This is a genomic window from Salinicola endophyticus (genome assembly GCF_040536835.1).
Lineage (GTDB): Bacteria > Pseudomonadota > Gammaproteobacteria > Pseudomonadales > Halomonadaceae > Salinicola > Salinicola endophyticus_A.
Genome location: NZ_CP159578.1, coordinates 3,158,798 through 3,182,846, shown reverse-complemented (window position 1 = coordinate 3,182,846; position 24,049 = coordinate 3,158,798). Strand labels below are relative to the sequence as shown.

General features: G+C 66.7%; 21 protein-coding genes. 13 read left to right on the top strand and 8 right to left on the bottom strand.

Annotated elements, in window-relative coordinates; all coding sequences use genetic code 11:
- Nucleotides 1-67: 67 nt before the first annotated feature.
- From preA to ABV408_RS14460, 4 genes are all read right to left on the bottom strand, one after another.
- Entirely contained in the window at nucleotides 68-1,366 is a 1,299-nt protein-coding gene (gene preA, locus ABV408_RS14475; RefSeq protein WP_353979608.1) for an NAD-dependent dihydropyrimidine dehydrogenase subunit PreA, read from the bottom strand.
- Nucleotides 1,366-2,751, bottom strand: coding sequence for an NAD(P)-dependent oxidoreductase (locus ABV408_RS14470; protein WP_353979607.1), 1,386 nt, complete (start codon nucleotides 2,749-2,751; stop codon nucleotides 1,366-1,368). Before ABV408_RS14470 ends, preA begins: the two co-directional genes overlap by 1 nt.
- Before the next feature lie 96 nt (nucleotides 2,752-2,847).
- The gene (gene hydA / locus ABV408_RS14465; RefSeq protein WP_353979606.1) at nucleotides 2,848-4,290 is read right to left on the bottom strand and encodes a dihydropyrimidinase; all 1,443 of its coding nucleotides are present in this window, start codon (nucleotides 4,288-4,290) and stop codon (nucleotides 2,848-2,850) included.
- A gap of 119 nt (nucleotides 4,291-4,409) precedes the next feature.
- The gene (locus ABV408_RS14460; RefSeq protein WP_353979605.1) at nucleotides 4,410-5,276 is read right to left on the bottom strand and encodes a nitrilase-related carbon-nitrogen hydrolase; all 867 of its coding nucleotides are present in this window, start codon (nucleotides 5,274-5,276) and stop codon (nucleotides 4,410-4,412) included.
- 551 nt (nucleotides 5,277-5,827) lie between these two features.
- Here ABV408_RS14460 and ABV408_RS14455 point away from each other — a divergent pair.
- Complete coding sequence (locus tag ABV408_RS14455) at nucleotides 5,828-7,339, top strand: NCS1 family nucleobase:cation symporter-1 (protein ID WP_353979604.1); 1,512 nt, start codon at nucleotides 5,828-5,830, stop codon at nucleotides 7,337-7,339.
- Nucleotides 7,340-7,406: 67 nt separating this feature from the next.
- Here the strand turns inward: ABV408_RS14455 and ABV408_RS14450 are convergent, their stop codons facing one another.
- From ABV408_RS14450 to ABV408_RS14435, 4 genes are all read right to left on the bottom strand, one after another.
- The gene (locus ABV408_RS14450) at nucleotides 7,407-8,774 is read right to left on the bottom strand and encodes a NarK family nitrate/nitrite MFS transporter (RefSeq protein WP_353979603.1); all 1,368 of its coding nucleotides are present in this window, start codon (nucleotides 8,772-8,774) and stop codon (nucleotides 7,407-7,409) included.
- A gap of 367 nt (nucleotides 8,775-9,141) precedes the next feature.
- Complete coding sequence (locus ABV408_RS14445; protein WP_353979602.1) at nucleotides 9,142-10,419, bottom strand: nitrate- and nitrite sensing domain-containing protein; 1,278 nt, start codon at nucleotides 10,417-10,419, stop codon at nucleotides 9,142-9,144.
- 231 nt (nucleotides 10,420-10,650) lie between these two features.
- Nucleotides 10,651-11,004 (bottom strand): hypothetical protein, encoded by a 354-nt coding sequence (locus tag ABV408_RS14440; RefSeq protein ID WP_035474115.1) that lies wholly within the window; start codon nucleotides 11,002-11,004, stop codon nucleotides 10,651-10,653.
- Nucleotides 11,001-11,474 (bottom strand): hypothetical protein, encoded by a 474-nt coding sequence (locus ABV408_RS14435; protein ID WP_353979601.1) that lies wholly within the window; start codon nucleotides 11,472-11,474, stop codon nucleotides 11,001-11,003. The genes ABV408_RS14440 and ABV408_RS14435 overlap by 4 nt, the downstream gene beginning before the upstream one ends.
- 183 nt (nucleotides 11,475-11,657) lie before the next feature.
- Between ABV408_RS14435 and ABV408_RS14430 the strand changes: the two genes are divergently transcribed.
- The 12 genes from ABV408_RS14430 to ABV408_RS14375 all read left to right on the top strand — a co-directional run bounded on the left by ABV408_RS14430 (nucleotide 11,658) and on the right by ABV408_RS14375 (nucleotide 24,045).
- Nucleotides 11,658-12,029: a PepSY domain-containing protein gene (locus tag ABV408_RS14430; protein ID WP_353979600.1), complete on the top strand. Its 372-nt coding sequence runs from the start codon at nucleotides 11,658-11,660 to the stop codon at nucleotides 12,027-12,029.
- Nucleotides 12,030-12,253: 224 nt separating this feature from the next.
- Complete coding sequence (locus ABV408_RS14425; protein WP_353979599.1) at nucleotides 12,254-12,925, top strand: response regulator; 672 nt, start codon at nucleotides 12,254-12,256, stop codon at nucleotides 12,923-12,925.
- Nucleotides 12,922-14,325 (top strand): HAMP domain-containing sensor histidine kinase, encoded by a 1,404-nt coding sequence (locus ABV408_RS14420; protein ID WP_353979598.1) that lies wholly within the window; start codon nucleotides 12,922-12,924, stop codon nucleotides 14,323-14,325. Before ABV408_RS14425 ends, ABV408_RS14420 begins: the two co-directional genes overlap by 4 nt.
- Before the next feature lie 93 nt (nucleotides 14,326-14,418).
- Nucleotides 14,419-15,366 (top strand): sugar-binding transcriptional regulator, encoded by a 948-nt coding sequence (locus tag ABV408_RS14415; RefSeq protein ID WP_353979597.1) that lies wholly within the window; start codon nucleotides 14,419-14,421, stop codon nucleotides 15,364-15,366.
- A gap of 517 nt (nucleotides 15,367-15,883) precedes the next feature.
- Entirely contained in the window at nucleotides 15,884-17,197 is a 1,314-nt protein-coding gene (locus ABV408_RS14410; RefSeq protein ID WP_353979596.1) for a sugar ABC transporter substrate-binding protein, read from the top strand.
- 167 nt (nucleotides 17,198-17,364) lie between these two features.
- Nucleotides 17,365-18,216, top strand: coding sequence for a sugar ABC transporter permease (locus ABV408_RS14405; RefSeq protein WP_353979595.1), 852 nt, complete (start codon nucleotides 17,365-17,367; stop codon nucleotides 18,214-18,216).
- 13 nt (nucleotides 18,217-18,229) lie between these two features.
- Nucleotides 18,230-19,051 (top strand): carbohydrate ABC transporter permease, encoded by an 822-nt coding sequence (locus ABV408_RS14400; RefSeq protein WP_035474102.1) that lies wholly within the window; start codon nucleotides 18,230-18,232, stop codon nucleotides 19,049-19,051.
- A gap of 10 nt (nucleotides 19,052-19,061) precedes the next feature.
- On the top strand, nucleotides 19,062-20,207 hold the full coding sequence (locus ABV408_RS14395) for a sn-glycerol-3-phosphate ABC transporter ATP-binding protein UgpC (RefSeq protein ID WP_353979594.1): 1,146 nt from the start codon (nucleotides 19,062-19,064) through the stop codon (nucleotides 20,205-20,207).
- 10 nt (nucleotides 20,208-20,217) lie between these two features.
- Nucleotides 20,218-20,883, top strand: a complete 666-nt coding sequence (locus tag ABV408_RS14390; RefSeq protein ID WP_353979593.1) for an HAD-IA family hydrolase — start codon at nucleotides 20,218-20,220, stop codon at nucleotides 20,881-20,883.
- A gap of 87 nt (nucleotides 20,884-20,970) precedes the next feature.
- On the top strand, nucleotides 20,971-21,753 hold the full coding sequence (locus ABV408_RS14385) for an L-iditol 2-dehydrogenase (protein WP_353979592.1): 783 nt from the start codon (nucleotides 20,971-20,973) through the stop codon (nucleotides 21,751-21,753).
- A gap of 1 nt (nucleotide 21,754) precedes the next feature.
- The gene (locus ABV408_RS14380; protein ID WP_353979591.1) at nucleotides 21,755-22,741 is read left to right on the top strand and encodes a sugar kinase; all 987 of its coding nucleotides are present in this window, start codon (nucleotides 21,755-21,757) and stop codon (nucleotides 22,739-22,741) included.
- Complete coding sequence (locus ABV408_RS14375) at nucleotides 22,738-24,045, top strand: D-tagatose-bisphosphate aldolase, class II, non-catalytic subunit (protein WP_353979590.1); 1,308 nt, start codon at nucleotides 22,738-22,740, stop codon at nucleotides 24,043-24,045. The genes ABV408_RS14380 and ABV408_RS14375 overlap by 4 nt, the downstream gene beginning before the upstream one ends.
- The last annotated feature ends 4 nt before the right edge of the window (nucleotides 24,046-24,049 follow it).

Below are 24,049 nucleotides of genomic sequence, written 5' to 3'. Positions count from 1 at the left end.
CTCCTGTTCGTCGTAAAGAAGAACCCCGGCTCGTGGCCGGGGCGTCGTAGCCATCTCGAGGCGGGTATCACGCCGATTCGCGGAAGGGGTTGCGCGGGTCCTCGTTCCAGCTCAGGTAGGGCTTGCCGCTCTCCTGCGTCACCATGGTGATGCAGCCTTCCACCGGGCAGGTGATCTGGCACAGGTTGCAGCCCACGCACTCTTCCTCGATCACTTCGTAGCGTCGCGCACCGGCCTCGTCGACGAGCTTGGCGATCGACTGGTGCGAGGTGTCCTCGCAGGCGATGTAGCAGCGTCCGCACTGGATGCACTGGTCCTGGTCGATGTGGGCGATGGTCTGGAAGTTCATGTCGAGATACTTCCAGTCGGTGGTATGCGGCACCGCCTTGCCGGAGAAGTCACTCAGGCGTCGATAGCCCTTCTCGGCCATCCAGCGTGCCAGGCCATCCTGCATCTCTTCGACGATGCGGAAGCCGTGGAGCATGGCCGCGGTGCAGACCTGCACCGCACCGGCGCCGAGAGCGACGAACTCGGCGGCGTCGTGCCAGTTGGAAATCCCACCGATGCCGCAGATCGGCAACCCTTGGGTGGCCGGGTCGCGGGCGATCTCGGCGACCATGTTCATGGCGATCGGCTTGACCGCCGCGCCGCAGTAACCGCCGTGGGTGCTCTGGTGGCCCACGGTGGGTCGGGCGACCATGTGGTCGAGGTCGATCGAGGTGATCGAGTTGATGGTGTTGATCAGCGACACGGCGTCGGCGCCACCGCGCAATGCGGCACGGGCCGGCTCGCGGATGTCGGTGATGTTGGGGGTCAGCTTGACGATCACCGGCAGCCGCGAGTAGGTCTTGCACCAGCGCGTGACCTGCTCGATCAAGTCGGGGTTCTGGCCCACCGCGGCGCCCATGCCGCGCTCCGGCATGCCGTGGGGACAGCCCAGGTTGAGCTCGATGCCGTCGGCGCCGGTGGCCTCGAACCGGGGCAGGATCGCCTTCCAGCTCTCCTCGACGCAGGGCACCATGATCGACACGATGAGCGCGCGATCGGGCCAGCGCTGCTTGACCTCGGTGATCTCGCGCAGGTTGGTCTCCAGGCTGCGGTCGGTGATCAGCTCGATATTGTTGAAGCCCAGCACCTCGCGGTTCTTGCCGAAATGCGCCGAGTAGCGCGACGACACGTTGACCGGCGCCGGGTCCTCGCCGAGGGTCTTCCACACCACGCCGCCCCAGCCCGCTTCGAAGGCGCGTTCGACGTTGTAGGCCTTGTCGGTGGGCGGCGCCGAGGCCAGCCAGAACGGGTTGGGGGACTTGATGCCGGCGAACTCGATACTCAGGTCGACGTCGGGTCGTTTGGCGATCGCTTTCATTACGCCACCTCCTGCTGGGCCATGAGATCCTGATGAATGGCCTGGGCGGCCAGCTTGCCGTGCTGCACGGCCTGGACGGTGAGATCCTGCCCCAGGGCGATGCAGTCGCCGCCGGCGTAGACGCCGGGCAGGTCGGTGCGGAAGTGGCCGTCGACGTGGACCTTGCCGCCTTCGCGTTCCAGCCCCGGGATAGCCGCCAGATGCGCCTCGTCGAGGGCCTGGCCGATCGCTGTGAAGACGCCGTCGGCGGCGATCTCCAGTGTCTCGCCGGTAGCCACGAGGGTGCCGTCGCGGGATTGGGTGCGCGCGAAGCGCATGCCGGCCACGCGGCCTTCGGCATCGAGCAGGATCTCTTCGGGACGCGCCCAGGTGACGATCTTGACGCCGTTGGCGCGGGCGATCTCCTGTTCGTGGCCGGTGGCGGGCATGGCGTCGATGCCGCGCCGGTAGACCAGGGTGACCTCGTCGGCGCCGAGACGTGCCATCTGCACCGCCATGTCGATGGCGGTGTTGCCGGCGCCGATCACCACGCAGCGTCGCGCCAGCGGCAGCGTGCTCAGGTCGTCGGTCTCTCGCAGCGTCCGGATGTAGTCGGTGGCCGGCATCAACCCCGGCGTGGCGACGCCCGGCGCGTCCTCGCCGGTCAGTCCCAGGCGGCGGCTGGCGCCCAGCCCCAGGCCGAGGAAGACCGCGTCGTGATCGCGCTTGAGGGTAGCGAGGTCGAGGTTGTCGCCGAGCCGCTGGCCATGGCGAATCTCGATGCCGCCGACCGCGAGCAGGAAGTCGATCTCCTTCTGCGCGTAGTCGTCGACCAGCTTGTAGCGAGCGATGCCGTATTCGTTGAGCCCGCCGGGCCTGGGATCGGCTTCGAAGATCGTCACCCGATGGCCGTGGGTCGCCAGGCGGTGGGCGCAGGACAGCCCCGCCGGGCCGGCGCCGACCACGGCGACGTGACGCCCGGTATCGGCGGCGCGCGGGAAGGGGTGTTCGGTGAAGTGCATGTGATCGATGGCGTGACGCTGCAGCAGGCCGATCAGCACCGGCTGGCACTCGGCGTCGTGGTTGCGCACGCAGCTCTGCTCGCAGAGGATCTCGGTGGGGCAGACCCGGGCGCAACTGCCGCCGAGGATGTTCTCCTCGAGGATGGTCTGGGCCGCGCCGTTGATGTTGTCCTCGCTGATCTCACGGATGAAGCGCGGGATGTCGATGTCCGAGGGGCAGGCTTCGATGCAGGGCGCGTCATAGCAGTAGAGGCAGCGCTGGCTCTCGATGATCGCCTGGCGCTGGGTCAGCGGCGGGTGCAGGTCGCGGAAGTTGGCTTCCAGCGCCGCAGCGTCACGGCCGCCGTCGCCGGCCCGGGGCAGGTGATCGAGGGAATCGGTCACGGTCGGTCTCCTTCGGCGCCGCCGTTCGCTCTGGGCGATGCGGCGGGCCGGTTGTTGTCATTTTCGTGATGGGGCGTACGGGGCGTAGCGGGCGACTCAGCGTTCCACGGCCGTGGGCGCGTTGCGCTCGGCGCGCCGCTTGAGCACGTCGAAGACACCCGGATAGGCCGGGCGCTCGAGGTAACGGCCGGCGCCGCGCTCGGCGCGCAGGTCGCCGTCGCGCCACACCCACTTGCCCTGGCTGACGGTATGGCGGGGGATGCCGGTGACCGTCCTGCCCTCGAAGATGTTGAAGTCGACGTTCTGGTGGTGGGTCTTGGCCGAGATGGTGCGAGTGCCGTTGGGGTCCCAGACCACCAGGTCGGCGTCGGAGCCTGCCTGGATCGCCCCCTTGCGCGGGTAGAGGTTGAAGATCTTGGCGGTGTTGGTGGAGGTGACGGCGACGAACTCCTGCATCGAGATGCGCCCGCCGCCCACGCCGGCGTCCCAGAGTACCGCCATGCGATCCTCGATACCGGCGGTGCCGTTGGGGATCTTGGTGAAGTCGTCCTTGCCCATCATCTTCTGGTCGGCGCAGAAGCAGCAGTGGTCGGTGGCCGTAGTCTGCAGGTTGCCGGACTGCAGGCCGGTCCAGAGTGCCGCCTGGTGCTCGGGGCTGCGGAAGGGCGGGCTCATCACGTGGCCGGCGGATTGCAGCCAGTCCTTGCTGCGATAGACGCTGTCGTCGATCAGCAGGTGCCCGGCGAGCGCCTCGCCGTAGACCGGCTGGCCCTGGCGACGCGCGTAGGTGATCTCGTCGAGGGCATCCTTGCACGAGACGTGCACCACGTAGATCGGCGCGCCCAGAGTGCCGGCGATGCGGATCGCGCGGCTGGCGGCCTCGCCCTCGACCTGCGGCGGGCGCGACAGCGGGTGGGCCTCGGGGCCGGTTAGCCCCTGAGCGAGCAGCTTCTGCTGCATGTGATGGACCAGCTCGCCGTTCTCGGCGTGTACCGTGGGCACGGCGCCGAGTTCCAGGCAGCGGGTGAAGCTGGCCACCAGGATGTCGTCGGTGGCCATGATGGCATTCTTGTAGGCCATGAAGTGCTTGAAACTGTTGACGCCGTGCTCGCGCACCAGAGTGCCCATGTCCGCGTGGACGTCGTCGTCCCACCAGGTGATGGCGACATGGAAGGCGTAGTCGCTGGCCGCCTTCTCGGCCCAGCCGCGCCAGGTCTGGAAGGCCTCCAGCAGCGGCTGGCCGGGGTTGGGGATCACGAAGTCGATGATCGAGGTGGTGCCACCGGCCAGCCCCGCGGCGGTGCCGGTGTAGAAGTCCTCGCTGGCCACCGTGCCCATGAACGGCAGCTGCATGTGGGTATGTGGGTCGATGCCGCCGGGCATCACGTACTGGCCGCCGGCGTCGATTACCTCGGCATCGCCCGGGGCTTCCAGGTCGGGGCCGACGGCGGCGATCTTGCCGTCGACGCAGAGTACGTCGGCGCGGTAGGTGGCGTCGTGGGTGACGACGGTGCCGCCACGGATCAGAAGGGTCGCCATGCGATGTAACCTCTTGGAATTGTTGTCGAGTCGGCACGCTGCCGAGATATTCTCGGCCCGAGTGTGAGCGAGGGGGCGCCGGAAAGGTGGTGAGCACGGCCCGTTTCCGGCGGGCCTCGTCATTCGCCGTCGGTGAGGCGCGCGTAGGTCTCCGGCCGGCGGTCGCGGAAGAACTGCCAGGTGTTGCGCACCTCGCGGACCATCGCCAGATCCACCTCGTGGATCAGCAGCTCGTCCTGGGTGTCACTGGCCTTGGCCTCGATCTGGCCACGCGGATTGGCGATGTAGGAGCTGCCGTAGAACTCGCCGATGTCCCAGGGGGCCTCGTTGCCGACCCGGTTGATGGCGGCGACGAAGTAGCCGTTGGCCGCCGCCGAGGCGGGCTGTTCGAGTTCCCACAGATATTGCGAGAGACCGGCCACGGTGGCCGAGGGGTTGAAGACGATCTCGGCGCCGTTGAGTGCCAGCGCGCGCCAGCCTTCGGGGAAGTGGCGGTCGTAGCAGATGTAGACGCCGATCTTGCCGTAGGCGGTGTCGAATACCGGCCAGTCGGACTTGCCGGGCTTGAAGAAATATTTCTCCCAGAAGCCGGCGACCTGGGGGATGTGCGTCTTGTGGTACTTGCCGAGATAGCTGCCGTCGGCATCGAAGACCGCGGCGGTGTTGTAGTAGACCCCGGTCGCTGCTTCTTCGTAGATCGGCACCACGATCACCATGCGGTGCTTGGCCGCGAGCTCCTGCATCATGCGACAGGTCGGGCCGTCGGGCACCTGCTCGGCGGCGGCATACCATTTCTTGTCCTGGCTGGGGCAGAAGTAGGGCTGGTTGAACACCTCCTGGAAACAGAGTATCTGAACGCCGGCGGCGGCGGCCTTCTCGATATAGGGCAGGTGCGCCTCGTTCATGGCGTCACGGATGGCTTCCGGCGCCAGGTCAGTCGTGGTCTTCAGGGCCATCTGGATCAGGCCGATCTTTACCTTTTCCATGCACGGTGCCTCGCTTGAGTGTCTTGTTGTTAGGACTTCAATAACCTGACTATGGAGACAGGATAATGTCGAAGCTAGACCCGCTTGTCAGGATGTGGCAAGTGTTTTTTGGGTGGGTTTCAAAAGGCTTTTAAAACAATAAATTAGCGCTTTCTAGGCGGTTTTTCACCAAGATGGCGACATCATGCGCCATTCTGGTGGATTTTTTTTATTGCATTGAAAATAAAAGAGTTGATGGTTTGTTTGGAGGTTGTTTCAGGCGTTTTTTGGCTATGTGAATGCACTGATTTGGCAAGTTTTGGCGTGCCTTTCTGTCCCCGTTTCTGCATGTTTTCTATCTGCCTGGCTCAGCTGGGTGCTTGCATTAAAAACTGACCCTGTAGTCAATTTTTTAGTGTCTCGAAAAACAATGAGTTGGGTCGCGTTGGGCGCGTCGGTGGCCAAGAGGCGATGTTGCTCAGCGATATGGCGCCGCGTTCGGGCACGTTTCTTGCGAGTCGAGTGCTGGCCCCGTCGGGGAGACCGGATAGCCATACGAGGAGACAACAACAATGACCGAATCGACATCACGTGCCGTTCGGCGCGGCGCACTCGTCGAACTCGAGGTCGGCGAAGACGTCCGAGGGAGTTCGCGCTTCAACGAGGACATCGCACCGACCCGCCTCGAGGCGCGAACCTGGTCACGCTGGAATATCGCCGCGCTGTGGGTCGGCATGGCGATCTGTGTGCCCACCTACACCCTGGGCGGCGTGCTCACTGCCTATTTCGGCCTCAGTGTTGGCGAGGCGCTGCTCACCATCCTGCTGGCCAACATCGTGGTGCTGGTGCCGCTGACCCTCAACGCCTTTCCGGGAACCAAGTTCGGGATTCCGTTCCCGGTGGTGCTGCGGTCGTCGTTCGGCATTCGCGGCTCCAACGTGCCGTGTCTGATCCGGGCCCTGGTGGGCTGTGGCTGGTTCGGTATCCAGACCATGTTCGGCGGTCTGGCCATCCATCTGCTGCTGTCGGCGATCTTTCCGCCCTGGCGGGCGCTGGATGGCGTCGGCGAGGTGATCGGCTTCTTCCTGTTCGGGGCGATGAACCTCTACGTGGTGATTCGCGGCGCGGAGTCGATCAAGTGGCTGGAGACGCTGGCCGCGCCCTTGCTGCTCGCGGTGGGGATCGGGCTGATGGTGTGGGCGATGCCCCACGTCTCGATCGACGAGCTGATGAGCCAGCCGCCGTCACGCCCGGAGGGCGCGTCGGTGTTCGGCTACTTCTTCGCCGGGCTGACCGCGATGGTCGGCTTCTGGGCCACGCTGTCGCTCAACATTCCCGACTTCAGCCGCTTCGCCAAGAGCCAGAAGGACCAGATCGTGGGCCAGATCATCGGCCTGCCGCTGACCATGTTCTTCTTCGCCGCCCTGGGGGTGGTGATGACCGCGGCCTCGGCCTCGCTGGTGGGCGAGACGGTCTCCGATCCGGTCAGTCTGATCGGCCACATCGACAGCCCCGTGTGGGTGGTCATTGCCATGGTGCTGATCATCGTCGCCACGCTGTCGACCAATACCGCGGCGAACATCGTGTCGCCGACCAACGACTTCCAGAACATCGCCCCCAAGCTGATCGATCAGACCCGCGGCACCTTGTTGACCGGCCTGGTCGGCGTGCTGCTGATGGGCTATGACCTGCTGCAGAAGGCCGGGCTGATCGATGCCGGCGTGACCCTGGAGAGTCTCTACTCCAACTGGCTGCTGGGCTATTCGAGCCTGCTGGGGCCGATCGCCGGGATCATGGCGGTGGACTATTTCCTGATCAAGCGTCAGTGGCTCGACGTCGCCAGCCTCTACCAGGACGGCGCCGCGTACCCGGCCTACAACCCGGCCGGTTTCATCGCCTTTCTGGTGCCGGTGGCGCTGACGCTGTTCTCGTTGGTCGCGGGGGTCTGGACCTGGTTCTACGATTACGGCTGGTTCACCGGCTCGGCGCTGGGCGCCATCGTCTACTATGCGGCCAGCAAGCTGCTGATGAAGCCCATGGCGGCGGTCCAGCCCGAAGGGCTGGTCGAGGAGGGAGCGCGCTGAGCGTGCTGGCGGCAGGGGCTACACCACGGGCCGAGCGGGCCCGTGGTGTTCGGTCTGGCGCAGGCGCTCAGTGGGTGGCCAGGGTGTTCGGTGTGTCGTTGGGTGTATGGCCGCGACGGCTGTCGGCCTCGTGGTAGGCCTCGCGCGCTTCGTCTTCCGCCGCGGGGCTGAAACGGATCGCCCAGGTCGCCAGTGACACCAGGCTCACCGTGACACCCAGATAGAAAAGCCCCTGCTGATAGGTGAGCGCCTCGCTGCGGAACAGGAAGCCTGCGGCCACCGCGCCCGCATTGCCGCCGGCCCCGACGATGCCGGCCACTGCGCCCAGGGCATGCTTGTTGATGAAGGGCACCACCCCGAAAGTGGCGCCCTCGGCCATCTGCACGAACAGGCTGAAGACCAGCATGATGGCGATGGCCACGGCGAGCGTCTGCATCTGGGCGAAGCCCATCAGCGCGATACCCTCGCACAGCATGGCGACGAACAGCCAGCGTACCCGCCCCTTGAGGCCGCTGCCGCGGGCGAACAGATCCGAGAACACGCCGCCCAGCGTGCGCGCGAACAGATTCATCAGTCCGAACAGCCCGGCAATCAGCCCGGCGGTGGCGAGATCGAGGTCGAACTGATCGAAGAAGTAGATGGCGGCGATGTTGTTGATCGTCAGCTCCACCCCGAAGCAGGCCGCATAGACCGCAAACAGCGCCCAGACGCGCACATCCTTGATCGCTGCCATGAAACTCTGGCGGGCGCCGTGGGCCCGATCCGCGGCGGGCAGCTCGCCGCGCGCGCGCAGCTCGCTGAAGTTGCCGTCGGGGGCGTCCTGGGTGAAGCGGTAGTAGGCCAGCCCGGTCAAGAAGAGCACGATACCCGGCACCACCATGGCCAGGCGCCAGCCCAGCGTTTCGCTGACCCCCAGCATCAGGATGCCGGAGAACACCAGCGGCATCAGGATCTGGGTGGTGCCGCCGCCGAGATTGCCCCAGCCGGCGGTGGTGGCGTTGGCGGTGCCGACCACATTGGGCGCGAACATCACGCTGGTGTGGTACTGGGTGATGACGAACGAGGCGCCGATCGCGCCGATCGCCAGGCGCGCGAGCAGGAAACTCTCGAAGCTGTCGGCCAGGCCGATCGACATCACTGGCAGCGAGCCCAGGCAGAGCAGCCAGGTGTAGGCCTTGCGTGGCCCGATACGATCGCACAGCAGGCCGATGGCGAGCCGCACTATCACGGTGATCGCCACCGAGGCGATGATGGTGTTGCCGATCTGGGTCTTGGTCAGCCCCAGGTCGTCACGTACCACCGCCATCAGTGGGGCGATGCCGAACCAGCCGAAGAAGCAGACGTGAAAGGCGAACCAGGAGAGATGGAAGGCTCGCATGGGGGGAGTCGAGAAGCTGAAGAGTCGAATCCGATTGGCTTTGTGTCGAATGTCCATTGGGGGAGGTGCTCCGCAGTCGTCGCGCGAATGTCGCGGGGGAGAACGCAAAACGGCGCCCATCGTCGATTCATGCCGTGCATGAATCGACGATGGGCGCCGTTGCCCGATCCGTTGCCGACCCTGTCTGGGTCAGTACGCCAGGGGATGCCTGAGCGCGAGCCGCCGTTGGCCCGCCACGAGAGACAAAGCAGGCGGGGTGCCAACATGGCGGTAGTCGAGCAAAATCAATTGGCTGACGCCGACGGCTCGGATTTGCCTGGGGGGCGTGGCGGCTGTGCCGCCAGATGTTGGTGCAACGACGCGCGCGCATGCACCAGCGCGTGAGTGGTTAGAAAAGAGGGTGTCCAGGCTGCCTACCGTCGGGTCATGCGTCCGCGTCGAGCATCGCGACCACCTGGATGACGTTACGCGCCACCTCGATCAGCGGCTTGCTCTGGTCCATGGCGGTCTTGCGCAGCAGGCGGTAGGCCTGTGCCTCGGAAAGCTGCTGATGGGTCATCAGCAGGCCCTTGGCGCGCTCGATCTCGCGCCGCTCGCGCAGCGCCTGGCGGGTGCTCTCGAGCTCGTCGCCGAGGCGTTGCAGGCGCGCGTTCTGTGCCTGGACCAGCTCGACCAGCGAGCGGTTGAAGCGCGACTCGATGGTGTCGAGGGTGAGCGCGCCGGCGGGCGTCTGCTGGTCCTGTGTGAACAGTGCCACCGGGCTGGCCCAGAGCAGCTCCTGGGGCAGCGCATCGAGACTAGCCGCCGCCTCGGGGGGCGCGGCCTGCTGCAGGCGTTGGCGGCAGCTCGCGCGCAGGGCCTCGAGCAGGCGCGTCTCTTCCTCGTGCATGGCGTCGATGCGCTGGGTGGCGACGGCGTACCACTGTTCGCCAGGGTTCTCGAGCGTCCGCGCCAGCGGTGCGCCGCTGCAGGCGAGTTCGCGCAGGGCTTCGAAGGTGTCGTTGAGCGGGCCGGACTGGAGCTGTTGCCAGCGGGCCAGGCTGTCGCGGCTGGTGAACTCGGCGAAGGTCTCGAAGCAGCGGCGCTGGCTGCCGATCAGCGCTTCCAGGGTGTCGCGATGGGGCGTGTCGAAGTGTCCCAGGGTGAAGCCCAGAGCGCCGCAGGCGCGCTCCTGTCCGGCCAGCTCCTTGCCCTGGATGAAATGGAAGAGGCTCACCAGCCGGCGTGTGATGTCGGGATCGCTGGCGGTATCGGCGGCCTCGAAGATCACCTGCAGCAGATGGCCGATCAACTGGTTGAAGGCGCGCAGGGTATCGTCGGCGCTGAGCTGCTGGGTGGTGATGCGCTGGCGCAGATCGGGTAGGGCGTCCAGATCCTGCCAGACCGCGGCGACGCTCACCAGCAGGCGTACGTTGGCCAGACCGCACGGCAGGGCGCCACTCGCGTCGGCCGCGGTCCAGGGGGCCAGGCGCTGTTCCAGGGTGGACTGGGCGAGCTCGCTGTCGGCGATGCGCTGGTCACGCTGCGCGCCGAAGCGGCTGCCGCCGGAACCGAGATAGATGATCGAGCTGCCGCGCTCGCGCTGCAGTGCGTGCACGCAGCGACTGATGTCGGTCACCACGGCGACGATGTCGGAGAGCGCCGTGAGCTGCTCGCGCTGGAGCTTACTGGCTGCTTGCAGCAGCCGTCGGGTAGCGGTCATGGGGTAGCCTGGGCGTTATTGTTGTGGGTACCTGTGCGCCGGGTACGGCCTGCGACCAAGGTCTAAGAAAACTCTATCGCGTCTCGGCACGCCGTGCACGCGGGTCGTTCGTCTGAACGTCTCGCTTCAAGGCTGGTGTGGGAGCGATGGCCGCAAGACGACCGCGCCGACGTCACTGTGGTGGCGTCGGCGCGGTCGCTCGAAGGGGAAGCGTGGGGCGGAAGGGCGGTCTCAGCGTTCGGAGCGCACCTCGTACTCGCCTTCCAGCACGCGCTGGCTGCGGGGCTCGCCGCCGGGCTCGGCATGGTCGGCGCTGCCACCGGCGTACTGGGCGCGGGAAGCGCGGACCTGCTCGGCGCGTTTCTTCATGCGATGGCGCAGGAAGGGCAGCATGGCCCAGCCGACGAGCAGGAAGAACAGCCCCAGCAGGGTGCCGACGAACAGCACGATCCCGAAGATCAGCCAGGTGAAGAGCATTCTCAGCCCGCTCGCACCCTGGCCGGGGCGGGTCCGGTCGACCCGCTCGCGCCACTGCTGCGCGGCGCGCCAGGCGGCGTTTTGCTGCTGTTGGCGATGATCTGTCATCGGGTCTCTCCGGTGGCGGTGAGTGCGTCGCGGCGCAGGTCGAGATCGAGGTCGCGCTGGTTGGCATCGTAGCCTTCGATCTCGACGTGCCCATTACTATCGACCTCGAGTTCGTCGAAGCGTTGCATCCCGCGCGCCTGGGCATGGCTCAGCGCCTGGCGCAACTGGTCGCCGGTGAGGCTCCAGTCGGGCACGCTGGAGCGGCGCTGACTCTCGCGGGTCAGGCTGGTGTCGTCGAGCTGCATCGAGATATCCAGCTCCCAGCCGTCGTTGCGCCAGCCCTCGACTTCCAGCACATTGTCGTCGCGGTCGACGTCGAGTTTTTCGTAGCGGCTGAAGCCGTACTGCTCGGCCTTGCCGAGCAGGCCATCGAGTTCAGCGTAGGAAAGGGTGCCATCGTTGGCCATGGCGCCGGTACTCAGGCCGCAACCCATGGCGATAGCGGGTAACATCCAGAGACGATATTTCATGGCAGTTCTCCCTGTCTATCCGGCAGCGGGCGCCGCACGGCGAACGCCCTGTTCCTTCGTTATACGCGGGCCGACCTTGCCCGGGACTGACAGTGCCGTTCATCTGCGGTTCATCGCCACCGGCCCACGCCAGCGCGGCGGGCGTTCATTCCCGGTTCATCGCCGATGGGTCAGACTGACAGCATGAAAATGCGCAACGTTATCGCTCTACTGATCGCTCTGCCGTGCCTGGCCAGCGGTGCCCTGGTGCCCGTGTCGGCGGCGGATGACGAGGCCGACACGGCGAACCAGGACTGGCACGACCTCCACCAGGAGGTCAAGGCCGGCCATCTGGTGCCGATGACCGCGATCATGGATTGGCTCGAGGCGCGTTTCGAAGGGCAGATCCTCGAGGTCGAGCTGGAGCAGGACCATGGCCACGGCAGCATCGAGTACGAGGTGGAGATGATCGGCCCCCAGGGTCAGGTGGTGGAGTTCGAGTTCGATGCCACGACCGGCGAGCTACTCAGCATCGAAGGCGTTAATATCGAGGCCATGAAGAAGAAGACGCCTTGACCCGGCCCGACCTCGAATGTCGAGGCGGCTGGGTCGAGACGGTAGCGTCGATGGACTTTAGGTGCTGTTTGAAAAGTCGACGAGCGAAGGCCAGGCAAGGCAAAAATCGGCGAAAACGCGGAGTTTACGTGTTGTAAATGAGCATTTTGAGCCGATTTTTAACGCCGCATGGGCGAGCACAGTACTTTTCAGACAGTGCCTAGTCGAGGGATGGGAGTCGAGGTATGAAAGTACTGTTGGTCGAGGACGACGCGGCGCTCGCCGAAGCGCTGGTGGCGGCGCTGGAGGAGGCCGGCCTGCTGATAGAGTCGACCACCACCGGCAGCGAAGCCGACTATCTGGTGCGCACCGAGCGCTACGATGCGCTGATTCTCGATCTCGGCCTGCCGGACGGCGATGGCACCCGCTGGCTGTCGCAGTGGCGCGAGGACGAGATCGATCTGCCGGTGCTGGTGCTGACCGCGCGCGAGCGCTGGTCGGACAAGGCCGCGGGGTTCTCCGCCGGCGCCGACGACTACGTGGTCAAGCCATTCGAGACCGCCGAGATCCTGTTCCGCCTGCGCGCCCTGGTGCGCCGCAGCCACGGCCACTCGCACCCGGTGCTGCGGGTTGGCGAGCTGACCCTGGACACCCACACCGGCAGCGTCACCCTGGCCGGGCGGCCGATCACCCTGACCGCCCAGGAGTCGCGCCTGCTCTCCTATCTGATGCACGCCTCGCCGCGTATCGTCAGCCGCGCCGAGCTCTCCGAACACGTCTACAACCGCGACCACGAGCCCGACTCCAACGTCATCGACGTGCAGATCAGCCGCCTGCGGCGCAAGTTCGGCCGTGCGCGGATCGAGACGCTGCGCGGCCAGGGCTACCGGCTGATCGACCTCGAGGCCGAGGCTTGAGCGCCAGCCTACTGTCGCGTCTGGCTCGGGGGAGACACCGGCTTTACTGCGCGCCCCTCGGCACCCGATTGCTGCTGGCGTCGCTGGTGCTGGTGGTGGTGCTGCTGCCGCTGGCCGGTTTCGGCCTCACCTACAACTTCCGCGAGTCGGCCACGGCTTCCTTCGACAGTCGCCTGGAGTCCCAGCTCAATGCGCTGCTGGCGGGCATCCAGATCGATGGCATGGGTCAGCACCTGCGCCTCAATCGCTCGCTGGGGGATGCGCGCTTCGAGCGAGTCTACTCCGGCTGGTACTGGCAGGTGACCGACGAGGGCGATCTGACTCTTACCTCGCGCTCGCTGTGGGATCAGCGCCTGCCGACGCCGACGCCGGAGAACGGCGTCAACGTGTTCGCCATCACCGGACCCCGCGACGAACCCCTGCGCATGATCGAGCGCGATATCCGCGTGCCTGGCCACCCCAAGGTGATCCGCGTCGCCCTGGCGGGTTCCACCCGCGAACTCGACCGCGAAGTGGGGCGCTTCGAGCGCCTGCTGATCATCTCGCTGGCCACCTTTGCGGTGTTGCTGCTGGCCGGGCTGGCGCTGCAGATGCGCTGGGGGCTGGCGCCGCTGCGGCGGATGTCGGCCAATCTGCGCGCGGTGGAGGAGGGTGAGGCCGAACGCCTGGATACCCAACTCCCCGCAGAGCTCGAGGAGCTGGCGCTGGCGATGAACAGCGTGCTCGAGCGCGACCGCCGCCTGATCGAGCGTGGGCGTGCCGCTGCAGGCAATCTGGCCCACGCGCTGAAGACCCCGGTGAGCGTGCTCAAGACCCTTGCCGAACGCTTCCCAGCCGAGCAGCGCCAGCCGATCAACACCGAGCTTGCGCGTATCGATGATGCCGTGCGCCACCATCTGGCGCGCGCCTCCGCCGCCGGCGGGCTGGCCTTCGCCGGGCGGGTCACCATCGCTGAGGCGATCGCGCCGGTGGTCCAGGGGCTGTCGCGCCTCGCCGAGCGCCGCGGGGTGCACTTCGAGGCGCGAATCGACCCCACCGCGACCGCGCGCATCGACCCGCAGGATCTGCAGGAGCTGGTCGGCAACCTGCTCGAGAACGCGCTGCGCTGGGCCGAGACGCGGGTGATCTTCGTGGTGCGCCGAGTCGAGCACGGAGTGCGCCTACAGGTCGAGGACGACGGCCCCGGGATGACCCGGGCGCAGAGCGAATCGGCGCTGGCGCGCGGGGTGCGGCTCGATACCAGCGCCGCCGGCTCGGGATTGGGGCTGGCGATCGTCGAGGATCTGATGGCGCTCTACGGCGGCGAGCTGACCCTGGACCGCGCCTCTCTGGGCGGTCTCGCCGCCGATGTCTGGTTGCCGGCATCGCCGGTCTCGGCGCAGCTGGAGAAGTCCGGCTGAGCGGGCGTCGCTGGCATCGCATTTGCCACCGGTGATGCGAGGTTGAGATGATTCCCAGCGACGCAGCCGGCTCGGGCACAGGTAAGACAGGCAATGGACAAACACGAACTCAAGCGTGAACAGGCGGCCCGCGCGGCGTGGCTCTCCTACGTCGGCGGGCGCACGCAGGACGAGATCGCCGCCCAGCTGGGGGTCTCACGCCCGGGCGTCCAGCGCCTGCTGGCGCTGGCGCGGGATGAGGGGCTGGTCAAGATCCGCATCGATCATCCGATATCCGGCTGCATGGCGATGGGCGATGCCATCCGTACGCGCTTCGATCTGGCCTTCTGCGACGTGGTGCCCAGTGGCCCCGACGCGATCGGCGGCAATGCCGCCTTCCTCGCGCCCTCCGGGGCCGAGCGCCTGGCCGGGCTGCTCGAGAGCCAGGCGCCGCTGACGCTGTGCCTCGGCACCGGGCGTTCGGTGCGTGCCGCGGTGGAGGCGCTGGGGGTGATGGCGCGACCGCAGCACCGGATCGTCTCGCTGGTGGGCAACGTCGCCCGCGACGGTTCCGCCAACCGCTACGACGGGGTGATGATGCTGGCCGACAAGGTCGGTGCCAGCCGCTTTCTATTGCCGGCCCCGGTGGTCGCCGCCTCGGTCGAGGAGAAGTCGGTGCTGCTGGCGCAGCCGCTGGTACAGGCGGTGTTTTCGGTGGCGCGCCAGGCCCAGGCCGGGGTGATCGGAATCGGCCGTGTCGATCCGCAGGCGACCCTGTTCCAGGATCACTTCATCAGCCGCGCCGAACTCGACGAACTGCTCGCGGCGGGGGCTGTGGGCGAGCTGATGGGCTGGCCGATGAACCTGGCCGGCGAGCTGATCGACTGCCCGCTGACGCGGCGCATCACCAGCCTGCCGCTGGCCGAACTCGGCGCGCAGCCGCTGATTGGCCTGGCCGGCGGGCGCGACAAGGGGCCGGCGATCCTGAGCGCGCTGCGAGGCGGCTGGCTCAAGGGGCTGGTGACCGATGAGGCGGCGGCGCGCTATCTGCTCGAGGCCTGACCCCGAGGTCTGTCTCCCAGTCCTGGCTCCAACCCCTGGCTCCAATAATGCGGTGGACGAAGCGGGCTAATCCGGCGGAAGGGCGTCGCGAGGGCGCTGTAAACCCCTCCCTGGGCGCTACCTTTGCCGTCCCTGGCAAAGGACCCTCGCTTTGCCCTACCCCCGGCGCCCATCATCGGAGACTGGGAGATGAGCGCTAATTACTGCCCCAAAGCGCTGCCTCCAAGTGCGGGATCTAAGTACTGGATTTAAGCACTGGAACTAAGTACCGCCACCTGTCGCTAGCGTTCCCTCCAGGCGTGATTGACGAGGCTATAGACCATGGTCGATAGCCTCGTTTCCGTGTGTTTCTTCGATATGGTCTTAATAAAATCAATGGCTTGCGAGTGTTTTTTGGCGTCTTTGGCCAAAGTCTAAGGGCCGGGGGTTTGCTTTTCGCGGCGAGCAAAATGATCATTTGACTACGCTGTGAGTAGATTGATCAAAACAACGCCCGCCCTCGCTGAAGGAGCCCTCCATGCGCCCGATCTCCCTGATACCCGCTGCCGGTATCGCGCTACTGACCTCGCTGGCCGCCCACGCCGAGACCATTACGGTGGCGACGGTCAACAACAACGACATGATCATCATGCAGGGGCTGACCGACGAGTTCGAAAAGGCCCACCCCGACATCAAGCTCGACTGGGTGGTGCTGGAAGAGAACGTGCTGCGTCAGCGCCTGACCACCGACATCGCTACCAACGGTGGCCAGTTCGACGTCATGACCATCGGCACCTATGAAGTGCCGATCTGGGCCCGTCAGGGCTGGCTGACCGCGCTCGACGATCTGCCCAAGGACTACGACGAGAACGATCTGCTCAAGCCGATTCGCGACGGCCTGAGCCAGAAGGGCAAGCTCTATGCGCTGCCGTTCTACGGCGAAAGTTCGATGATGTACTACCGCAAGGATCTGTTCGAGAAGGCCGGTATCCAGATGACCGAGCAGCCGACCTGGAAGGAGGTTCGCGGCTGGGCCGACAAGCTCAACGATCCGGACAACGGCGTCTATGGCATCTGTCTGCGCGGCAAGCCGGGCTGGGGCGAGAACATGGCGTTCCTCTCCACGCTGGTGAACACCTACGGCGGGCGCTGGTTCGACGAGAAGTGGCATCCGGAGATCGATTCGCCGGCGTGGAAGGAAGCGGTCTCGTTCTATGTCGACATGATGAAGCACGATGGCCCCCCAGGCGCCACCTCCAACGGCTTCAACGAGAACCAGGCGCTGTTCTCCAGCGGCAAGTGCGGCATCTGGGTCGACGCCACCTCGGCGGCGGGGCGCATCTTCGACCCCAGCGAATCCAAGGTCGCCGACGAACTCGGCTTCGCCCCGGCGCCGATCGCCAAGACTCCCAAGGGCTCGCACTGGCTGTGGTCCTGGGCCCTGGCGATTCCTGAATCGTCGAAGTCCAAGGACGCCGCCAAGACCTTCATCACCTGGGCGACCTCCAAGGGCTACGTCGACCTGGTCGGCGAGAAGAAGGGCTGGACCAGCGTGCCGCCGGGCACGCGCAAGTCGACCTATGACAATCCCAAGTACCAGCAGGCCGCCCCCTTCGCCGATTTCGTGCTCAAGGCGATCGAGACTGCCGATCCCACCGACCCGAGTGCCAAGCCGGTGCCCTACACCGGGGTGCAGTACGCCGATATCCCGGAATTCCAGGCCATCGGCACCCAGGTCGGCCAGATGATCGCCGCCGCCCTGGCCGGACAGCAGACGGTCGACCAGGCGCTGAGCAACGCCCAGCGCAGCGCCGATCGCACCATGCGTCAGGCCGGTTACTACAAGGATTGATCTGGTACAAGGACTGATCCGGTAGGACGAGGATCGTCCCGGCGCCCGCTCGCGGGCGCCATCGATTGTCACGGCGCGGCCGGATCGAACTCGGCCGCGCTTCCCTCCAACGCTTATCGATGGGCCTAGCCATGCGTCATAGAGCTTCCGGTCGCACCGTAGGCGGAATGCGTTCGTTCCTGCTGCAGGCGCCCGCTGTCTCCCTGCTGCTGTTGTGGATGCTGGTACCGCTGTGCATGACGCTGTGGTTCTCGTTCCAGCGTTACAACCTGCTCAACCCGATGATCTCCGGCTTCGCCGGGGTCGACAACTACACCTACCTGCTCACCGATCCGGCGCTGTGGACGGCGATGGGCAATACCCTGCTGCTGGTCGGCTGGGTGCTGGCGATCACCGTGGTCGGCGGTACGCTGCTGGCGGTGCTGTTCCAGCAGGAGTTCTTCGGCCGCGGCATCGCGCGCCTGCTGGTGATCGCGCCGTTCTTCATCATGCCCACGGTCAGCGCGCTGATCTGGAAGAACATGATGATGCATCCGGTCAACGGGGTGCTGGCGTGGCTGTTCAATCTGTTCGGCTTCCAGGCGGTGGACTGGTTCTCGTCGCTGCCGCTGACCTCGATCATCATCATCGTATCGTGGGAGTGGCTGCCGTTCGCCCTGCTGATCCTGCTCACCGCGATCCAGTCCCTCGATGATGACCAGGTCGAGGCGGCACGCATGGATGGCGCCGGGCCCATTGCGATCTTCTGGTTCATCACCCTGCCGCACCTGAAGCGGGCGATCAGCGTGGTGATCATGATCGAGATGATCTTTCTGCTCACGATCTTCGCCGAGATATTCGTCACCACCTCCGGCGGGCCAGGGCTGGCGTCGACCAATCTGGCCTACCTGATCTATATCCGCGCACTGCTCGACTTCGATGTCGGCGGGGCGTCCGCCGGCGGCGTGATCGCCATCGTTCTGGCCAACATCGTGGCGATCTTCCTGATCCGCACCGTGGCCCGGCATCTCGAGACCTGAGGCGAGGTAGCGCATGCACTCTTCCATCACCAAGAAACTGGCGATCACGCTGCTGGCCTGGGCCATCGCGCTGGTCGTGTTCTTCCCGATCTTCTGGATGATCCTCACCGGCTTCAAGACCGAGGGCGAAGCGGTGGCGACGCCGCCCAGCCTGTTCTTCGAGCCCACCCTGAGCGGTTACCACGAGGTCATGGCACGGGCCGACTACGTCAAGTTCGCCATCAACAGCGTGGTGGTGTCGCTCGGCTCGACCCTGCTGGCGCTGCTGATTGCGGTGCCGGCGGCCTACTCGATGGCGTTTCTGCCCACGCCACGTACCCGCGGCACGCTGTTGTGGATGCTCTCGACCAAGATGCTGCCACCGGTGGGTGTGCTGATGCCGATCTACCTGCTGTTCCGCGATCTTGGGCTGCTCGACAGCCTGAGCGGGCTGATCGTGATCTACATGCTGATGAACCTGCCGATCGTGGTGTGGATGCTCTACACCTTCTTCAAGGACGTGCCCAAGGACATCCTCGAGGCGGGACGCATGGATGGGGCCGGCACCCTGCAGGAGGTGCTCTACCTGCTGGTGCCACTGACCCTGCCGGGGATCGCCTCCACCGGCCTGCTGTCGGTGATCCTGAGCTGGAACGAGGCGTTCTGGAGTCTCAACCTGACCACCTCCAGCGCGGCCCCGCTGACCGCCTTCATCGCCTCGTTCTCGAGCCCCGAAGGGCTGTTCTGGGCCAAGCTCTCCGCCGCCTCGACGATGGCCATCGCGCCGATCCTGATCCTGGGCTGGATGACCCAAAAGCAGATGGTTCGCGGTTTGACCTTCGGCGCCGTCAAATAAGGAATTCATCATGGCAACGCTCGAACTCAACAATATCGTCAAGGACTTCGCCGGCACGCAGGTCATCAAGGGGGTCGACCTGGAGGTCAAGGATCGCGAGTTCGTGGTCTTCGTCGGCCCCTCCGGCTGCGGCAAGTCGACCCTCCTGCGCATGATCGCCGGGCTGGAGAGTGTCTCCAGCGGCGACATCCTGATCGATGGCCAGCGCATGAACGAGGTCGGCCCGGCCGAACGCGGGCTGTCGATGGTGTTCCAGAGCTATGCGCTCTACCCGCACATGACGGTCGAGGACAACATGGGCTTCAGCCTGCGCCTGGCCAAGGTGCCCAAGGCCGAACGCCGCGAGAAGGTGCTCGAGGCGGCGCGCATCCTGCAGCTCGAGAACCTGCTCGAACGCAAGCCCAAGGCACTCTCCGGCGGCCAGCGTCAGCGCGTGGCGATCGGCCGGGCGATCGTGCGCAACCCCAGCATCTTCCTGTTCGACGAGCCGCTCTCCAACCTCGACGCCGCGCTGCGGGTGCAGATGCGCATAGAGCTGGCGCGGCTGCATGAAGAGCTCGATGCCACCATGATCTACGTCACCCACGATCAGATCGAGGCGATGACCATGGCCGACAAGATCGTGGTGCTGCAGGGCGGCATCGTCGAGCAGGTGGGCTCACCGATGGCACTCTACCACCACCCGCGCAATCGCTTCGTCGCCGGCTTCATCGGTTCACCGAAGATGAACTTCATCGATGTCGAGGTGCGTGACGCCCGCGCTGATGGCGTCTCGGTGCGCCTGCCCGGCGGCGGCGAGTACGCGGTACCGGTGGACGGCAGCGGCTGCCAGGCCGGCGATACCCTGAGCCTGGGCATCCGCCCCGAACACCTGGCCCTCGACGAGGCCGGGCCGCTGGAGGGTGAGATCACGGTGATCGAACGTCTCGGCGGGGTCACCTCACTCTACGTGCAGTGCCACGGTGAGGAGTGGATTCTGGTCACCGACGGCGAAGTCGCCCACCGCGTGCGCGACAGCGTGCGCTTCGGCTTCGCCCCGGCGCGTGCGCATCTGTTCGCGGACGATGGCCTGGCCCTGAGCCACCTCGAGCGCCACCCGCTGGTCGATGTCGAACGGCGCCAGAACCGCGCCTCGACCGCCGCCGATGCGTCCTGAGGAGGGTGGCATGGGGCTACTGATTTTCGACTGCGATGGGGTGCTGGTCGACAGCGAGACCATCGCCGAAAGCGTGCTGCACGAGCAGCTCGCGGCGTGGCTGCCGGACCTGGCCGCCGAGCACGAGCTGCGCGGTGCGCTGGGCATGACCACGGCGGGTATCCTGGCCCATCTGGAGGGGCTCAGCGTGCACCAGCTGCCGCCCGATGCGCTGCTCAGCATCGATGCGGCCATCGAACGTAGGCTGGCCGGCGAGCTCAAGGCCATCGCCGGCATCAGCGAGGCGATCGACGACCTCGATCTGCCGCTGGCGATCGTCTCCAACAGCCGCCGCGAGCGGGTGCTCGCCTCGCTCTCCCACACCGGGCTCAACACGCGGCTGGGGGCAGCGCCGCTGTTCACCGCCGAGCAGGTGGCACGGCCCAAGCCGGCGCCTGACGTCTATCTGCTGGCGGCAGAGACGCTGGCGACCGCGCCGGCCGACTGCCTGGTGGTGGAGGACAGCGTCTCCGGGACCCGCGCCGCCTGTGCCGCCGGGATGACGGTCATCGGATTCACCGGGGCCAGCCATATCGCCGCCGGGCACGCCGCACGGCTGCGCGAAGCCGGGGCCTGGGCAACGCTCGAGCACATGTCCGGGCTCGGCGAGCTGGTCGAACGCTGGCGTGCCGCCTGAGCGGGCCGTCCACGCCCGCTTCATCAAACACTGGACTCTCGAAGATTTAGCTATCAACGACAGCATGATCAACACAGGAACATTGCGATGAAACTCGATAAGCGCACGGCAGTGGTGACCGGCGGCGCCCGCGGTATCGGGCTGGCGATCGTCAGCCGCTACCTGGAGGAGGGCGCGCGGGTGGCGATCGCCGATATCGATCTCGCCGCCGCCGAGCAGGCCGCAGAGTCGCTGTCCGCGCGTCACGGCGATGCGGTGATGGCGGTGCGGCTGGATATCTGCAGTAGCGAGTCGCGCACGGCGATGATCGAAGCGGTCCAGGCGCGCCTGGGGCCGATCGACATCCTGGTCAACAACGCCGCGGTGTTCGACATGGCGCCGGTGCTCGAGGTCAGCGAGGCGAGCTATGACAAGCAGTTCGCGGTCAACGTCAAGGGCACCTTCTTCACCCTGCAGGCGGTAGCAGCGCACATGGTCGCGCGCGGTGAAGGTGGCAAGATCATCAACATGGCGTCCCAGGCCGGGCGCCGCGGCGAGGCGCTGGTGAGCATGTACTGTGCCACCAAGGCCGCGGTGATCAGCCTGACCCAGTCCTGCGGGCTCGATCTGATCAAGCACGGTATCCACGTCAACGGCATCGCCCCCGGGGTGGTCGACACCCCGATGTGGGACGAGGTCGACGCGCTGTTCGCCCGCTACGAGGGGCGCCCGCCGGGGGAGAAGAAGCGTCTGGTCGGCGAAGCGGTGCCCTACGGTCGTATGGGGCGCCCGGAGGATCACGTGGGCGCGGCGGTTTTCCTGGCCAGCGCCGACAGCGATTACGTGGTGGCGCAGACCCTCAACGTCGATGGCGGCAACTGGATGAGCTGACATGTCTGATGCCAAGCCCTTCTTCGACATCGTCACCGCCGGGGAGCTGCTCGCCGAGTTCGTCGCCGAGCGCCGCGGCCAGCGCTTCACCGAGGCGGGGCGCTTTCTCGGCCCCTTCCCCAGCGGGGCGCCGGCGATCTTCGCCTCCCAGGCGGCACGCATGGGCGCCCGGGTCGCCTACGCCGGCTGCGTCGGGGCGGATGGTTTCGGCGAGTTGATCCGTGAACGCCTGACCGCCGACGGCATCGATATCGGTGCTGTCGCCTGCGATCCCGAGCGGCCCACCGGCACCGCCTTCGTGCGCTACCGCGATGACGGCGAGCGCGACTTCGTGTTCAACCTGGCGCACAGCGCGGCGGCGCGTCTGGCGCTCGACGAGGCCGGACTCGCCCGGCTCGCCGATACCCGCTACCTGCACGTGATGGGCTCCTCGCTCACCTCGCCGGCGGCGATCGCGCTGATCGATGCCCTGGTCACGCGGGTCCACGCCCGCGGCGGGCAGGTCAGCTTCGACCCCAATATCCGCCCGGAGCTGATGCGCGACTCGGCCAGCCGCGAGGCGGTCCTGCGCCGGGTCGATGACTGCGACATCTTCCTGCCCAGCGAGGCCGACATCGCCTGGCTGGGGCAGGGCCAGGGCGAGAGCGAGGGTGAGGCGGAGGCCGACACCGTGGCCCGGCTGCTGGCGACCAAGCGCCTGTCGCTGCTGGTGCTCAAGCGCGCCGAGCGTGGCAGCGAAGCCTTCCGTGCCGGTGAGCACCAGCGCGTGGGCGCCTTCAGCGTGACCGAGCGCGACCCCACGGGGGCCGGAGACTGCTTTGGCGGGGCGCTGATCGCCGCACTCGCCGCCGGCGATTCGCTCACCCGCGCCCTGACCCTTGCCAGTGCCGCCGGCGCCCACGCGGTGACCCGTATCGGCCCCATGGAGGGTGCCAGCGACCGCGCCACCCTCGACGCCCTGATCGCATCCCATGGAGATCTTAAATGAGTGGTCATCTGCTCGACGCCATCGTCGCCGCCAACCGCGCCGGGCGGCCCAGCGGCATCTACTCGGTCTGCTCGGCGCATCCGCTGGTGCTCGAGGCGGCCTTCGACCGTGCTCTGGCCGATGGCTCGCCGCTGCTGATCGAGGCGACCTGCAACCAGGTCAACCAGGAGGGCGGCTATACCGGCCAGACCCCCGAAGACTTTCGCGCGCGGGTGGTGGCGATCGCCACGCGACGCGGGTTCGACCCGGCCCGCCTGATCCTGGGCGGTGACCACCTGGGCCCCTCGCCGTGGCAGCACCTGCCCGCTGCCGAGGCGATGGCACGCGCCGAGACGCTGGTCGCGGCCTATGCCGCGGCGGGCTTCACCAAGCTGCATCTGGACGCCAGCATGGGCTGTGCCGACGATCCGGCGGCGCTCGACGATGCCGAGATCGCGGCGCGCGCCGCGCGCCTGTGTCTCGCCGCCGAGGCCGCTGCCGGTGAGCGCCGCGGCGAGCTGCGCTATGTGATCGGTACCGAGGTGCCGACCCCCGGCGGTGCCCATGAGCGGCTCGAGGGCGTGGCGGTCACCACCACCGCCGATCTGGCCAGCACGCTGGCGGTTCACGCTGAGCGTTTCGCCGATGAGGGGCTCGATGACGCCTGGCGCCGGGTACGTGGCGTGGTGGTGCAGCCCGGGGTGGAGTTCGGCCACGCCGACGTGGTCGATTTCGACCCTGCCGGTGCCCAGGCGCTGAGTCGGGCGATCCTCGATTGGCCGGATCTGGTGTTCGAGGCGCACTCCACCGACTACCAGACGCCGGCGGCCTACCGCGCGCTGGTGGCGGGGCACTTCGCCATTCTCAAGGTCGGCCCCGCGCTGACCTTCGCCATGCGCGAGGCGCTGTTCGCGCTGGCCGCCATCGCCGCCGAGACGCCGGGTATCGAGGCGCCGGATCTGGACGCTGCGGTCGAGCGGGCGATGCTCGACGAGCCGCGCTACTGGCACGCTTACTACCCCGGTGACCCTGCCGAGCAGCGCTTCGCCCGACGCTACAGCCTGAGCGACCGCATCCGCTACTACTGGGGCGTGCCCGCGGTCGCGGCCACGCTGGAGTCGCTGTTCGCGGCGCTGGAAGCGCACCCGCTGCCACTGCCGCTGGTCAGCCAGTACCTGCCCGATGCGTATCGGGCGATCCGAGTCGGCCAGCTCGCCCCCGAGCCGCGTGCACTGGTGCGCTGGCATATCGAGGGCGTACTCGACGCCTACGCCCGGGCCTGCCAGGACACTACCGCCGACGCTTGCGAGTGCGGTTCACGATGAGGAT

Coding starts and splice junctions, on each gene's coding strand:
- preA (WP_353979608.1), bottom strand. CDS start 1,366: ATGAAAGCGATCGCCAAACGACCCGACGTCGACCTGAGTATCGAGTTC.
- hydA (WP_353979606.1), bottom strand. CDS start 4,290: ATGGCGACCCTTCTGATCCGTGGCGGCACCGTCGTCACCCACGACGCC.
- ABV408_RS14460 (WP_353979605.1), bottom strand. CDS start 5,276: ATGGAAAAGGTAAAGATCGGCCTGATCCAGATGGCCCTGAAGACCACG.
- ABV408_RS14455 (WP_353979604.1), top strand. CDS start 5,828: ATGACCGAATCGACATCACGTGCCGTTCGGCGCGGCGCACTCGTCGAA.
- ABV408_RS14450 (WP_353979603.1), bottom strand. CDS start 8,774: ATGGACATTCGACACAAAGCCAATCGGATTCGACTCTTCAGCTTCTCG.
- ABV408_RS14445 (WP_353979602.1), bottom strand. CDS start 10,419: ATGACCGCTACCCGACGGCTGCTGCAAGCAGCCAGTAAGCTCCAGCGC.
- ABV408_RS14440 (WP_035474115.1), bottom strand. CDS start 11,004: ATGACAGATCATCGCCAACAGCAGCAAAACGCCGCCTGGCGCGCCGCG.
- ABV408_RS14435 (WP_353979601.1), bottom strand. CDS start 11,474: ATGAAATATCGTCTCTGGATGTTACCCGCTATCGCCATGGGTTGCGGC.
- ABV408_RS14430 (WP_353979600.1), top strand. CDS start 11,658: ATGAAAATGCGCAACGTTATCGCTCTACTGATCGCTCTGCCGTGCCTG.
- ABV408_RS14425 (WP_353979599.1), top strand. CDS start 12,254: ATGAAAGTACTGTTGGTCGAGGACGACGCGGCGCTCGCCGAAGCGCTG.
- ABV408_RS14415 (WP_353979597.1), top strand. CDS start 14,419: ATGGACAAACACGAACTCAAGCGTGAACAGGCGGCCCGCGCGGCGTGG.
- ABV408_RS14410 (WP_353979596.1), top strand. CDS start 15,884: ATGCGCCCGATCTCCCTGATACCCGCTGCCGGTATCGCGCTACTGACC.
- ABV408_RS14405 (WP_353979595.1), top strand. CDS start 17,365: ATGCGTTCGTTCCTGCTGCAGGCGCCCGCTGTCTCCCTGCTGCTGTTG.
- ABV408_RS14400 (WP_035474102.1), top strand. CDS start 18,230: ATGCACTCTTCCATCACCAAGAAACTGGCGATCACGCTGCTGGCCTGG.
- ABV408_RS14395 (WP_353979594.1), top strand. CDS start 19,062: ATGGCAACGCTCGAACTCAACAATATCGTCAAGGACTTCGCCGGCACG.
- ABV408_RS14390 (WP_353979593.1), top strand. CDS start 20,218: ATGGGGCTACTGATTTTCGACTGCGATGGGGTGCTGGTCGACAGCGAG.
- ABV408_RS14385 (WP_353979592.1), top strand. CDS start 20,971: ATGAAACTCGATAAGCGCACGGCAGTGGTGACCGGCGGCGCCCGCGGT.
- ABV408_RS14380 (WP_353979591.1), top strand. CDS start 21,755: ATGTCTGATGCCAAGCCCTTCTTCGACATCGTCACCGCCGGGGAGCTG.
- ABV408_RS14375 (WP_353979590.1), top strand. CDS start 22,738: ATGAGTGGTCATCTGCTCGACGCCATCGTCGCCGCCAACCGCGCCGGG.